General features: G+C 45.3%; 16 protein-coding genes. 13 read left to right on the plus strand and 3 right to left on the minus strand.

Features of this window, described 5'->3' with window-relative positions; genetic code table 11:
- Positions 1-89: 89 nt before the first annotated feature.
- From GVY43_RS01380 to GVY43_RS01390, 3 genes are read left to right on the plus strand one after another with little or no spacing between them, the layout of a single operon-like run.
- On the plus strand, positions 90-2,111 hold the full coding sequence (locus GVY43_RS01380; protein WP_159562026.1) for a PTS sugar transporter subunit IIA: 2,022 nt from the start codon (positions 90-92) through the stop codon (positions 2,109-2,111).
- Positions 2,111-2,377, plus strand: coding sequence for a PTS sugar transporter subunit IIB (locus GVY43_RS01385; protein ID WP_074037399.1), 267 nt, complete (start codon positions 2,111-2,113; stop codon positions 2,375-2,377). The genes GVY43_RS01380 and GVY43_RS01385 overlap by 1 nt, the downstream gene beginning before the upstream one ends.
- Positions 2,378-2,409: 32 nt before the next feature.
- Entirely contained in the window at positions 2,410-3,672 is a 1,263-nt protein-coding gene (locus GVY43_RS01390) for a PTS ascorbate transporter subunit IIC (protein ID WP_074037398.1), read from the plus strand.
- A gap of 48 nt (positions 3,673-3,720) precedes the next feature.
- Here the strand turns inward: GVY43_RS01390 and GVY43_RS01395 are convergent, their stop codons facing one another.
- Together GVY43_RS01395 and GVY43_RS01400 are read right to left on the minus strand one after the other, a co-directional pair.
- Positions 3,721-4,008 (minus strand): hypothetical protein, encoded by a 288-nt coding sequence (locus GVY43_RS01395; RefSeq protein WP_074037396.1) that lies wholly within the window; start codon positions 4,006-4,008, stop codon positions 3,721-3,723.
- A 272-nt stretch (positions 4,009-4,280) separates the two neighbouring features.
- Positions 4,281-5,012 (minus strand): hypothetical protein, encoded by a 732-nt coding sequence (locus GVY43_RS01400; protein ID WP_074037395.1) that lies wholly within the window; start codon positions 5,010-5,012, stop codon positions 4,281-4,283.
- Positions 5,013-5,161: 149 nt separating this feature from the next.
- On the opposite strand from GVY43_RS01400, the gene GVY43_RS01405 reads away from it, so the two are divergent.
- From GVY43_RS01405 to nadE, 8 genes are all read left to right on the plus strand, one after another.
- Positions 5,162-5,737 carry a GNAT family N-acetyltransferase gene (locus GVY43_RS01405; protein ID WP_015881239.1) on the plus strand — a complete coding sequence of 192 codons (576 nt, stop codon included), beginning with the start codon at positions 5,162-5,164 and terminating at the stop codon, positions 5,735-5,737.
- Positions 5,734-6,453: an alpha/beta fold hydrolase gene (locus tag GVY43_RS01410; RefSeq protein ID WP_159562027.1), complete on the plus strand. Its 720-nt coding sequence runs from the start codon at positions 5,734-5,736 to the stop codon at positions 6,451-6,453. Before GVY43_RS01405 ends, GVY43_RS01410 begins: the two co-directional genes overlap by 4 nt.
- Positions 6,440-7,000, plus strand: a complete 561-nt coding sequence (locus tag GVY43_RS01415) for an NADPH-dependent FMN reductase (RefSeq protein WP_159562028.1) — start codon at positions 6,440-6,442, stop codon at positions 6,998-7,000. The genes GVY43_RS01410 and GVY43_RS01415 overlap by 14 nt, the downstream gene beginning before the upstream one ends.
- A 68-nt stretch (positions 7,001-7,068) precedes the next feature.
- The gene (locus GVY43_RS01420; protein WP_015881242.1) at positions 7,069-7,308 is read left to right on the plus strand and encodes a hypothetical protein; all 240 of its coding nucleotides are present in this window, start codon (positions 7,069-7,071) and stop codon (positions 7,306-7,308) included.
- Between the two features lie 84 nt (positions 7,309-7,392).
- Positions 7,393-8,484: a virulence factor gene (locus tag GVY43_RS01425; RefSeq protein WP_074037949.1), complete on the plus strand. Its 1,092-nt coding sequence runs from the start codon at positions 7,393-7,395 to the stop codon at positions 8,482-8,484.
- Positions 8,485-8,729: 245 nt separating this feature from the next.
- A complete protein-coding gene (locus tag GVY43_RS01430; RefSeq protein WP_074037391.1) occupies positions 8,730-8,924 on the plus strand; it encodes a hypothetical protein in 195 nt (64 codons plus the stop codon).
- A gap of 98 nt (positions 8,925-9,022) precedes the next feature.
- Complete coding sequence (locus GVY43_RS01435; protein WP_159562029.1) at positions 9,023-9,823, plus strand: BsuPI-related putative proteinase inhibitor; 801 nt, start codon at positions 9,023-9,025, stop codon at positions 9,821-9,823.
- Positions 9,824-9,933: 110 nt separating this feature from the next.
- Positions 9,934-10,749, plus strand: a complete 816-nt coding sequence (gene nadE / locus GVY43_RS01440; protein WP_074037388.1) for an ammonia-dependent NAD(+) synthetase — start codon at positions 9,934-9,936, stop codon at positions 10,747-10,749.
- Positions 10,750-10,791: 42 nt separating this feature from the next.
- On the opposite strand, the gene GVY43_RS01445 is transcribed toward nadE, so the two are convergent.
- Positions 10,792-11,178, minus strand: a complete 387-nt coding sequence (locus GVY43_RS01445) for a disulfide bond formation protein B (RefSeq protein ID WP_159562030.1) — start codon at positions 11,176-11,178, stop codon at positions 10,792-10,794.
- Between the two features lie 108 nt (positions 11,179-11,286).
- Between GVY43_RS01445 and GVY43_RS01450 the strand changes: the two genes are divergently transcribed.
- Positions 11,287-12,162: a LysR family transcriptional regulator gene (locus tag GVY43_RS01450; RefSeq protein ID WP_074037386.1), complete on the plus strand. Its 876-nt coding sequence runs from the start codon at positions 11,287-11,289 to the stop codon at positions 12,160-12,162.
- Positions 12,162-13,283, plus strand: coding sequence for an N-acetyldiaminopimelate deacetylase (locus GVY43_RS01455; protein ID WP_159562031.1), 1,122 nt, complete (start codon positions 12,162-12,164; stop codon positions 13,281-13,283). Before GVY43_RS01450 ends, GVY43_RS01455 begins: the two co-directional genes overlap by 1 nt.
- The last annotated feature ends 210 nt before the right edge of the window (positions 13,284-13,493 follow it).

Raw genomic sequence — 13,493 nt, forward strand, 5'->3', positions numbered from 1 at the left:
TTGTGGGCGAAGTTCCCAAAAGTCAGTCGTAACCGCTTACATTTTGTGATTGATTTCGTTTTATACTACAGGTGTAGGAGGCCTCTACTATGCAACTGAATGAAAAAAGTAAACGAATCTTAAATGTCATCTTGCATGAAAAGCAAATGACACTAGACACCTTGACGATGATGCTTCCATATTCTCGACGGACAGTCGAATATGAATTGGAACGTATACAAGAATGGCTCGTCGGAAACGGACTATCGAATTTGAAGATGGACGGAACAAAAATAGAATTGACCGTGACAGAGGCGCTAATCGAGCAAGTCGAGTGCGCCGAATTAGTCTGGTCAGAAGAAGAACGAGAGCTTGTCATCACGCTATTCGCGATGACCCAAGTCGAATTTCTATCCAGTTTTCATTTTCAGCACCTATTAGATGTTTCCAAGTATACGGTCCAAGAAAGTTTGAACACCGTTAAAAAGCAGGCGGCCCAATTCGGGATTGATTTTTCTTATACGAGGAAAGAAGGATATCGGTTCAACGGTCATCTCCAAACGGTCGCATTATACGTGTACCGAACAATTGAACAATTGCTTGAGAAGTCAACGTTCGCTCAATTACTCGATTTATGTTTCGATTCTTGGCAAGTTGAGTTTATGGAACGGATCGGACAGATTGAACATTTTGAAAACTTGAATCAGTTTCAGTTTGTCGAAAGCCATCGTGAAAAATTAGCATATTTTCTGATGATTGGGTCTAGGTTATCACCTGACGCATATGTTCAAGATGACGATTCCTGGTTGACAGAAAAAGTCGATGCATCAATCCGAGACAATTTTGAAGATGTTCCACAGCTGTGGGAGACATTGATGATGTTAATTCAAGGTGGTTCAAAAGTGTCGGAAGAAATGGATGAGCTGGTACAGCAAAATCTTGCGTCTATCATGATTGAGGTGATTGAGCGCTTTGAAGGTTTGAGTTGTACACGTGTAATCGAACGCGAAGCGTTATGTGAAAAACTAGTCCTCCATGCGAAAGCGACGCTCAATCGTGTCCATACCGAAATTATGCCGTCAGATGAATTGGAACGATATGTGATGAAGGAGCACCGTGTACTAAATGTAATTGTCGACCGCTCTCTCGACCCGATTCGAGACCAAATTCAGACGAAAATTCCAAGTTCAGAAGTCATGTATTTCACTCTTCATTTTGCGGCCCATCTTCATCAACAGGGGCAACATCTAGATGAAAAAATGAAAGCGATTGTCGTATGTCCAAGCGGGATTAGCGTTTCGCATATGCTCGATCACATTTTGAAAAATCAATTTCCTGACTTTGTGTTTCTGCCACCAATTTCGCAACGGGATGTCTTGGAGTTTGCACCGCTTGTCGATTTGATTTTTACGACGGTGCGATTGCCGCTAGCGGTTCAACAACAAGCACACGTGACGCTTGTTCCGACACTACCGACAAGGCTAGAACAGCTTGCCTTAAAGCGCCAAATCCAACAGCGCTTCATCGCAAATGGGAGCGTCGCCCGAATGGAAGTCGCAGATATTCTCGAAGTGGTGAAGAAATATGCAACAATCCATCAAGAAGCGCAACTAAGAAAAGAATTGAAACATCTGCTACAAGATGAACCGATGAAAGATGAATGGAAAGGGGGACAACCCGTGCTAAATCAACTCGTAACAAAAAAAGAAATCCAACTTGACGATCAAGTATCGGATTGGCAGGAGTCCATTCGTCTCGCGGCCAAACCACTTGTTGATAATGGAACAATCGAATCTCGTTATGTTGAGACGATGATTGAGAACGTCATAGAACATGGTCCGTATATCGTGCTCATGCCACAAATTGCAATCCCTCATGCGAGGCCGGAAGATGGTGTAAATCACCTTGGGATGAGTGTGCTGAAGTTAACAAAACCTGTATTCTTTCCTGGAGAGAAACCGGTTCGTGCTTTCTTTGTCCTAGCGGCAATCGATCAAACGACTCATTTAAAAGCCCTTGCACAGTTGACCGAGCTATTAGGAAATGAACAGGACGTGTCACTTCTTTTAGAAGCAGACACAGTAGACGATATTGTTGAGGTACTCAATCGCTATTCAGAGGAGGAAGAATAATGAAAAAGATTTTAGTGGTATGCGGTAATGGATTAGGCTCGAGCTTTATCATGGAATTGAACGTAAAAAAAGCACTCGAACAAATGGGGAAAGAGGCGGATGTCTCTCATACAGACCTGGCGACGGCACGAACTGAACCAGCAGATATTTATCTCGGAGCTCAGGATATCATCGGAACGTTAGATGATGGTTCAAAAGAAATCGTCGCACTCGAGAACGTGATGAATATTGAAGAAATTAAATCAAAACTAGATGGAAAAGTTTAAGATAGATGAAATTTTATTAGGGGGGAACGCTCATGCTTGATTTGATTATGCGAGATATATTGGGGACACCTGCCATACTGGTTGGACTGTTCGCTTTGATTGGGCTCGTTCTACAGAAGAAAGATATTGCTTCAATCGTCTCTGGTACATTGAAGACAATCATGGGGTTTGTGATTATCGGGGCGGGTGCCGGCGTCATCATAGCGGCACTCGACATATTCGGACAGATGTTCGACGAAGCGTTCAGTATCCGAGGGGTCATTCCGAACAACGAAGCGATCGTTGCGGTTGCGCAAGATGCGTTTGGTGTCGAAACGGCAATGATCATGGTGTTCGGTATGGTTATGAATATCGTGCTCGCACGTATCACGCCATTTAAATACATCTTCTTGACAGGTCACCATACGTTATTTATGGCAAGCTTACTAGCAGCAATTTTATCCGTATCAGGACTCGATGGTACGTTATTGATCATCGTCGGATCGGTATTGCTAGGACTCTGTATGGTCTTATTCCCGGCACTCCTTCAACCTTTTGTACGTCAAATTACTGGCTCTGACGATTTTGCAGTTGGACATTTCGGGTCACTCGGATACTTTGTTTCAGGGACAATCGGAAAATATGCGGGAAACAAAGAGCATTCAACCGAGCAGATTCAAGTACCGAAACAACTTGGTTTTTTACGTGATACGTCGGTAGCAGTTTCGTTGACGATGACCTTACTCTTCGTGGTCGTCGCAATCTTTGCCGGTCCTGCGTTCATTGAAACAGAATTATCAGATGGGTCGAACTATATCGTCTTCTCTATCATCCAAGCCATTACTTTTGCAGCGGGCGTGTATATCGTACTTGCGGGGGTTCGCATGTTGATTGCCGAAATCGTACCTGCCTTTAAAGGGATTGCTGATAAGATGGTTCCGAACGCAAAACCTGCGCTCGATTGTCCGACAGTTTTCCCATTTGCACCAAACGCTGTCATTATTGGATTTCTTGCAAGTTTTGCCGCTGGATTATTTTCGATGTTTCTATTACCGTTGTTTGGTTTGGCGGTCATCGTCCCGGGTCTCGTACCTCACTTCTTTACAGGAGCGACAGCGGGAGTATTCGGGAACGCTACGGGTGGACGTCGAGGAGCGATTCTTGGATCGATTGCTAACGGAATTCTGATTAGTTTCTTACCGGCTTTGTTACTTCCGCTATTAGGGAACTTAGGTTTTGAAAGTACGACGTTTGGAGACTCTGACTTTGCTATTGTGGGCATTCTAGTCAGTTGGCTCGTTTCATTGTTCTCATAATGTGAAAAATGAGGTCTTTCTCCCATATGGAGACAAGACCTCATTTTTTTACGCGTTCGAAGCGAGTTTGATTTTTTGTCGTTTCATCTTGTGTAGTAACCAAGCATAGAGGACTTCACAAGAATTGTGAGGAAGGATCAGCTCCACCAAAGGGTGAGCGTGACCAAATATAGTGAAGCGCGAATGGTCTTCGTCGAGCAGAGAGACTTGAATATCCGTCGCATCCTGTAGTGAAATGCGCTGTTCCCCTGCGTGAGCATCTTTAAGTTTCAGCATTTTTCCATTCGTCGCAAACTTGGTGAACGATGAGACTCCTTGTACTTTCAGTTGTTCCATTTCGTGTATCTATCCATCGCGTGATGAATAGATTTTCACCTCGCTTTCTCTATATTGCCTTCCATTCCTCCAGAAGGTTATTCCTAGTATAACGCCTCGTTCGAAAAAGAAAAGTGTTAATTTAACAAAAAATTAAGACAATTTGTTATCAATTTTTAAGAATAGCGTTCAACCCTGTCTAGCATAGGAATAAGGTTGAAACAATCGGTCTGAAAATAACAAAAAAGAACCCCGTTTTCAGAGGTTCGCATCTATTGGTTACATGTATGACCTTATAATCGCTCAATCTGCCATGTACGACGGCGATACAACAACTGTCCTTTTAAGGCGATGGATTCTTTCTTCGCATCGAAGTCCTCTTCAAGAACGGACATGTCTTCATAGCGACCCGCTACATAGAATGAGATGACGATTTGGCGATTGAACAAACTGCGTTTCGTATGATCGAAATCGATGATCAGACCTTGAGGTGCCAACTCGAGTAATTCATCAATGACAGGAAGTGGAATCGGAACAAAACTGATGTTACGAATATCACGATCAAGTTTACTTTGCAACATGTTTTGAACGAAACGATTGATTGTCGACCAATCGCGAATATAAAGACTGCTATGTCGATCGTTTGCTTCATTGAAGAATACAATCTCATTATCGAGCGAATCCAAGAACGGCTTCTTGATTCCGCGTTCCATATGACTTAAAAACAAGATTTCTGCAATTTCATGATCGGACAGAGTTTCGAGCGTGTTGTAGTCCGGAAAATCGATCGCTGTGAATGTTGTTTGGTTATTCAAATACTTAGACGAGAACGAAGATAGTTCATGCGCTTCAATATAACGAAAACGCGACCTCGAGGATTGTCTCATCCCTTTGATATCCGTTCGACAAATAATCATCGGTCTCGTCACGGAAAGCGCTTCTGTTACATCCGCCAACGTCACACCATGGAGTGTGAAGCGTTGGACGTCCCGGTCTTGCTTCAAATAAAAGAGTTGTTTTGACATATGGTATCCCCTCAGTTTGACATACTACGATTATAGTAGCAAAAACACATGCTTTCCGCCATCTTAAGACGGTACCAGAGGGTTGAGTTCGATACATTTGGGAAAATAGAAGTATAATTGAGGAAACGAATAGGAAAGGCGGGTTACACATGTGGGGATTAAAACGGAGTTTTCCTGAGCTCGCTACGCCCCGGTTTATCCTGCGAGAGCTAGAACCGCGTGATGCTAGAGCACTATATACCATTCTATCCACTGAGGAAGTGATGCGATATTATGGGTCGGACCCGTTGCTTGCCGTCTATGAGGCGAAGAACGTGATCGCTTACTTTAAAGATCAATTTCAGCAAGGGAAGGCCATTCGCTGGGCGATATGCGATCGGATGACGAATGAATTGGTTGGAACGATTGGATTCCATAATTGGACGCCCCAATATTATCGCGCCGAAATCGGGTTTGAGGTTTCCCCTCACTATTGGAGACAAGGGGTGGCTTTCGAAGCCGCTTCAGCTGTCATTCAATACGGTTTTGAAGAATTCAAGTTTCATCGAATCTCTGCGTTGGTCGCACCAGGGAATGAAGGGTCGAATCGACTCGTTCAAAAATTGGGATTTATTGAAGAGGGACTTCTACAAGATTATGCATATAGCCATGGTCGATTCATGGATTTGACTATGTATCGGCTACTCAAAACAGAATGGGAAGAAAAGGAGCACTCGATGATATGAAAGCACTCGTATTGTTACATGGGTTGTGCGGTTCTCCAAAGTACTTTGAACAATTGGAACCGCTATTGAATGCCGAAGTCCACACGCTCACATTACCCGGTCATGCTGGGACGGACGTGGGGCCGGAAACGATGGATCATTTTGCGGACTGGGTCATCGAAGAAATTCGTCTTCGAGGCCTTGAGCGTCCCCTTGTATGTGGGCATTCTTTCGGAGGCTACGTGACGACTAACCTCGTGCGTCGCTATGGAACAGAAATATCAGGATTTGTATTGATTCACTCGACGGCTGCCGCGGATACAGAAGCGGCGCGGGAGAAGCGAAACGGTGCCATTCATCAAGTCATCGAAGAAGGGGTCGAGCCGTTTATTGACGGAATGATTCCAAATGTCTTCTCAAGTGATTCCGACCCGGCGCTCGTTCAACAAGCGATTGCAATCGGATATGAGATGACGGTCGAGGGAATCGTGAACGCGCAACAGGCGATCCGGGATCGTGAAGACGAAGTGGACACCGTCGAAACGACTGACCTCCCCGGCCTATTCATTTACGGCTCAAAAGACCCGAATATGAATGAGGAGCGGGCGTTTTTAGGTGCGTCACGACATACTAAAGCAATCGTTCCGTTCAGTCATATGGGGATGATGGAATCCCCTGAAGAAGAAGCAAAAATCATGAACGAATGGATGCAGGAGGTGGATCATGGAAAAGTATAAGTTAATCGCTATGTCAGGAAGTCTTCGAAAGAAATCTTTTAATACCGCTCTTTTGCATTCGATCATTGAACTGGCTCAAGATGATTTCGACATTGAAGTCGTCTCCATCGAACTTCCACTGTTCAATGATGATTTGATTGATCCAGATGAACCAGAGGTTGTGGCTACTTTGAAGCAAGTCGTTCGGGAAGCTGATGGATTATTGATTGTCACCCCCGAATATAACCATAGCATCCCGGGCGTCCTAAAGAATGCGATCGACTGGCTTTCGCTCGAGCCAGGGACGCCACTTCGGGATAAACCGGTCATGATCGCCGGGGCCTCGCCTGGCATACTTGGAACCGCCAGATGCCAAATCCATCTCCGACAAGTATTTGCCACAAATCGTGCAAATGTTTTACCGGGAAATGAAATTTTCATCACGCATTGTAAAGAAAAGATTGATGATAGTGGGTTGCACGATGAGAAGTCGATTAATCAAATTAACAAAACATTATCGGAATATCGTAAATGGATAGAATTTTGGAAGCGTAACACAAAAAATTAACTTGAAGTCGCTCATGTTGTTTGATAGAAAGGAATTGTGAAAACAAACACAAGAGGAGCGACACCAAAATGGAAACTTACATCGAACTGTACAATGGCGGCGAATTAGGTGATCGGGCGGTAATGAACGATGGGATGACATTTGGACGAATGACGATTGTTGAATTGTTCTATCAATCCAATCATATTTTTGGTTACGTGAAAGAAGATGGTGAAAAACGTTTCTTCCTTGAACCGATTTCAGAGGACGACACATTTACTGTGGATGGGACGACGTATTCACTCCAACAGTTTATCGCGTTGTTTTAAGTAAAATAGAGGATTGATCGAACGCAAGCGACTCGCTTGCGTTTTTTTGTCATTTTCGTCACGATGAAAAGTGAGGTGATGAGGATGAAACTAGTAGCAATCGAACCGACACCAAGTCCGAATAACTTGAAAATCATTGTGGACCCTCCGTTCGAAGGGAGAGGCATAACGTACGATAAAGCGAGTACGGATGCCCCAGCCATCATTCAAGAAATCATTGGGCTTCGAGGCGTCAAATCCGTTTACGCCGTGTCTGATTTTCTCGCTGTCGAGCGACATCCGAAACATGATTGGCATGACGTCATGAATGAAATCCGACGGGCGTTCGGGGAACAAGTTGAGGAAGTCGAATCCACAAAGATGGATACGGACTATGAACCAGTCCATGTATCCGTCCAGTTCGTGCTCGATGTACCGATGCAATTAAAACTCGTCAAAGGGGACGAAGAAAAACGAATCGGGCTGTCGAAACGATTTGTCGATGCAGCGATGGAAGTTCAAGCACAAGTGAAGAATGTCATTCAAGACCGTCGTTGGGTAGAGCAAGCCCCACGCTATGGTGAATTGGATGAAGTCAGTGTCATCGCGCAAGAAGAATTGGAAGCGGCGTATCCTGAAGAGCGCATCGAACGGATCGTGGCCCGTGCGTTTGGTCGTGAAGCAGATTTTGAGGCAAACGCGAACCATTTGCAGTCGGAAAATTGGAAAGATCGGATGGCATTCCTGGATGAACTTGAAATCCATCATGAGAATATGCCCTATTTCCGTCGTGCCTTGGAAGATTCCGTGATGGCAATTCGTCGACAAGCGGTCGTCATGATCGGGATGTTTGAAGAACGACGTGAGGAATATGTCACATATATTGAACAAGCTTTAGTGGACGCTTCTCCTATTGTGCGACGAACAGCTGGGGATACGGTCTCCGATTGGGCATTACCTCAGTCACAACCTTCAATGATTGAGGCGCTGAAAGATAAAAACAAACTCGTACGTTGGCGAGCGGCTCGTTTCTTATTCGATTGTGGAGATGAACGGGCTGTACCTGCCTTGTCAATCGCGGAGGAAGATCGCGAGTTCGAGGTCTCTTTACAAGCGCGACTTGCGAAAGAGCGGATCACGAGCGGCGAGACAGCACTCGGGACGGTATGGCAACAAATTTCGAACCGCTCGAAATGAGGTTTCGTTCGACATGTGTCGAATCATTTTGATTTACAATTTAAGGTAAAGAGGAGCATCTGCATTGCGGATTGCTCCTTTTTTTCACAAAAACACATGCACATTTCCCCAATTGACTAACATTTGATGTAAACGTTTCGACAATAGGTAAAATGTCATTGTTGTGCTGTCGAACGATAGGACATATATCTTGGTTTCAGATTGGTACACTAGATTTATCACAGATGAACAAAGGAGCCATACTTATGATATTGTTTGCAGAAACGCCTGAACTTGTAGCTTATAAGGAAGTAGTAGGAGAAACGATGGTCGTCACGTTTGAATCGATGCACAGTGAGACGTTCTCTGTCACGGCTCAAGTCCGGTCTGATCTCGATATCGCAGATTCATTGTTCATGACCGGTTGGCAACAATACATGGAACAAACTAAAGTTTCGTAAAAAAGGTAAATAATATAAGGGAAATCATTACAAACGTCTGCACATTGTATACACTAGTGCTATAGACGTTTTTTATTTTGTTGAGGAGAGTGGGATCCATGAAGAAAACTTGGTTGCTCGCCGTAGTGACGGCAATCTTATTAGTCGTAGCGGGATGTGGGAAAGAAGAGGCGAAACCGAGTCAAGTAAACAGTGATTCGTCTGAACCACCGGCTCCATTGACGCTCGACACGGAAATGGCATACGATTCAGCAGCCCAAGCATTATCAGCAACAATCAAAATGACGAACCCAAATGAGGAAGCCGTGGATGTGACATTCAATACGTCACAGCGCTATCAGTTGATTATCAAACAAGGTGACAAAATCGTGTTTGATTATGGTAGCGAATTTATGTTCACGGAATCGATTATCGAAGAAAAGTGGGCAGCGGATGAACAAAAGATCTTCGATGAGGTCTTCCTGTTAGATGAATTAGAGGCTGGCGAATATTCGGTCGAAGTGATTGGGCTCGGTCAAGTTGATGGGGCACCTGAAATTGCTGTGACAGATGAGACGACGTTCACGGTTGAATCTGCTGCAACAGAAACTCCGGATGAAGGTACATCAGAAACACCGGAAGAAACACCAGCAACAGAGCCGCAATCGGACGGTGCGTTCCGTGATGTACAAATTGATTTGAATGACACGATGATTCAAGTGAGCGGGTATACGGATGAAGTCGAGTTCGAGTGGTCTGTGTCAGACGGACATAATATTTACGCTCAAGGCGCAGCCGAAGTGACCGGCGGTGGCTTCACGTTTGGGGTATTGCTCGATGAAGCACCGGCGAAAGATCAACCGTTGTTCTTAGAAATGACACCAATCGGTGGAGAGGTCACATCATTTAAAGTTCAATAAAGCCATGGCGGAAACTGTTGTTTCCGTCTTTCTTTTTGAGACGCTAGTTGACGGGGTATAAGGATTATCAGACAATAAAGCAAAATGAGAGCATAGTGGGAGGGCAATCCATGCAACAACATATCATTGAATCAACACATGTCAAACCGACCATCAACCCGAAAGAAGAAATTCGTCAACGCATCGACTTTTTGAAAGCATATGTGAAACGAGCCGGTGCGAAAGGACTCGTCCTAGGTATCTCAGGTGGGCAAGACTCAAGCCTTGCCGGAAAGCTATGTCAACTCGCCATGGAAGAGCTTCGTGAAGAAACGGGTGGCGAGTATACATTTTATGCGATCAGATTGCCATATGGTGAGCAACACGATGAGCATGACGCGCAACTTGCGCTTGAGTTCATTCGTCCGGACAAATCGTTCACTGTCAACATTAAGCCTGCTGTTGACGCATCGGTTGAAGCGTTTAACCGTGCAACGGGTCTCGAATTGAGTGACTTCCATAAAGGGAACACGAAGGCACGTGAGCGGATGAAGGCACAATACGATATCGCGGCAACATTCGGTGCCCTTGTGGTCGGAACGGATCATGCTGCGGAATATGTGACAGGATTTTATACAAAACACGGTGACGGAGCTTGTGACCTCACACCGTTGACCGGTTTGAACAAACGTCAAGGGAAAGCACTTCTCCATGAACTTGAAGCGCATGAGCGTGTGATTTATAAGGTGCCGACGGCTGACCTTGAAGATGGTCGCCCTGGACTTCCTGACGAAGTCGCACTCGGTATGACGTATGATCAGCTGGACGACTATTTGGAAGGGAAGACAATCGACCCAACAATCGCCGAGCGAATCGAGACAATTTTCAAACGTTCACGCCACAAGCATCACATGCCTGCCTCGTTGTACGACGAATGGTGGCAATGAAAAAAGGAGAAGCTGTCTCGAGACAGCTTCTCCTTTGTTGTCTCACGCTTTCTTAAGCGGGACGAACTGAACGATCAGGATGCAGGTAAAGGCGATAAAACTGAGGAGTGGGATGGTGACGAATCCAAAATAGTTGACCCAACGAATCAGGCAGTCGTTCGTACAGAAGGCTTCACCGTTCGGGATACGTTCTAAAATAACGTGATACAGACTGATACACCATCCGGCACCGGCCATAATCCCTACGAACAAGCGGTTGACGTCTCGTGCAGTCAACATGATAGTCAAGTAGTAGATGGCTAGTGGATACATAAAGATGCGTTGGAACCAACACAACTTACAAGGTAAAAAGAGCATAATCTCTGAAAAATAAAGGCTGCCGAGCGTCGCGACGGTCGCAACGATAAAGGCGAAATGATGACGTTGCATCAGATTTCCTCCTAACAATCAAATTGATGATTAAACATGATATGATACATTGAAACAAATACTTATTCAGTATACAATCTTTCAAACGATAGAGAAACAGGTGACGTGATGCAAGTTTCGGAAGTAGAAGTGTTAATTATTCTTGCGGAAGAATTGAATATGCGGAAAGCAGCCGAGCGGTTGTTTGTCTCACAACCAGCGCTCAGTCAACGGCTCGTGACCATCGAACATCAGTGGGGAAAGAAGATTTTCGTTCGCTCCACAAGAGGGCTCGCATTGACGCCAGATGGGGAGAAAATCATCGAGTTCGCCAAAAAGATGTACAGCGAAGAACAAGAACTGAGGGGTGAACTGACTGCCAACCAAGGGGAAGTGTACGGGACGTTGAAAATTGCCGTCGCCTCCATCATGGGACAATATTGGTTACCCAAGGTATTGAAGACGTTCGTCGAACGCTATCCGTCCGTCCGTGTCAAATTGGTCACCGGATGGTCGAGCGAAATGATGCGTTATATGCTCGAAGAGAATTTTCATATCGGAATCATTCGAGGGAATCCGGATTGGCGAGGAGAACGGATGAAGTTGTTCTCCGATTCCTTGCATTTGGTCGATCTAAAAATGACCGACCTCTCCCAACTAAAAAACAATGAGCGCTCGTTTATTCAATTCAAGAGTGATTCGACTTATTACCAGGAAATATTAGAGTGGTGGCAGGAACGGTTTTCGAGTCCACCTCTGACGACGCTGGTCGTCGATCAAATCGAGACATGCAAACAGATGGCGTTACACGGAATCGGGTTCGCGATTCTCCCTGAATCGACCATCAAAGATGTGAATGAGATGAATAAGATTCCATTGACGTCGTCGGGTGGTGTGCCACTCGTCCGGGACACGTGGATGCTTTCGACAGAATCGATGTTGGAGTTGGCGCAAGTTCAAGCGTTTTGGAAGATCGTTGAAGAAATTACGAAGGAGACTGAATGATGAATTGGGCAATTGAAGCGAGAAGACAGCTGCATTTAATTCCGGAAGCCGGATATGAAGAGTTCAAAACACAAGCGACACTTGAGCAATTGATTCGATCGCTCGATTCACCACGTGTTCACATCACACACTGGCGAACAGGTCTTTTCGTCCGGGTAGATGGTCTCGTCGGTGAGAAGACGATTGGATATCGAGCCGATATGGATGGACTGCCCATCACGGAAGAGACGGGGCTAGAATTCGCATCGATTCACGAAGGAATGATGCATGCATGCGGACATGATGTGCACATGTCGATTGCGCTTGGGTTAATTAAACGAGCGGTCGAGGAACCGCTTAACCATCACCTTGTCGTCTTTTTCCAACCGGCCGAAGAGGGCCCGGGAGGAGCCGAACCGATGGCGAAATCAGAATTGTTCTATCACTTCCGGCCGGATGCACTGTTCGGCTTGCATGTCGCGCCTGAATATCCTGTCGGCATGGTCGCTTCAAGACCGGGCGTGTTGTTTGCGAGTGCGCGAGAGCTTCATATCACCATTCACGGAAAAGGGGGACATGGTGCTTTCCCTCACGCAGGGATTGACGCTGTTATCGTTTCGGCCGCCCTCATCATGCAACTGCAAACGATTGTGTCACGGAACATTGACCCGATGGGAAGTGCGGTCGTCAGTATCGGAAAAGTCGCAGCAGGAACGAAAGAAAATATCATCGCTGATACGGCCAAATTGGATGGGACGGTCCGTGCATTGTCCGACAAAGAAATGGTCGTGCTTGAAAGCCGGATTCGTCAAATCATTGCCGGTGTCGAGATGACGTATAACGTTCAGATTGACCTTGAATTTGGTAATCGCTATCACGAGGTCGTCAATGACGAACGTTACCTCTATCAATTCGAGGAAGCGGTGGAAGAGGTCGGCTATTCTTATAAAACGTGTGTCCCTGCCATGACGGGTGAAGATTTTGGATATATGTTGAAACAGGTCCCTGGATTCATGGTTTGGTTAGGCGTAAACGATATGGGATCAGGACTTCATCAATCGACACTCAACCCGGATGAACGTTCGATTGAAGTAGCCATCGATTTATTCGACCACTACTTCCGTAATGTCATGATTCAATAACACGAAGCGGTCTCGATTGAGTCCGCTTTTAGTGTGCCCGAAAAGGAGTGAACGAGGGTGAAAAAGGGAAACATTTATTCATGTAAAGCGACGATTTTGTGGCGATTGCTCAAATGTGAACATTTTGCGAACTCGAGCATTGAGACATTACAGCGCAATATAAAATCATTATGATGTAAGTATCGAAGGGTATTCATCTGTGATTGTCGT

The sequence above is a fragment of the Exiguobacterium sp. 8H genome (assembly GCF_902506255.1).
Taxonomy (GTDB): domain Bacteria; phylum Bacillota; class Bacilli; order Exiguobacteriales; family Exiguobacteriaceae; genus Exiguobacterium; species Exiguobacterium profundum.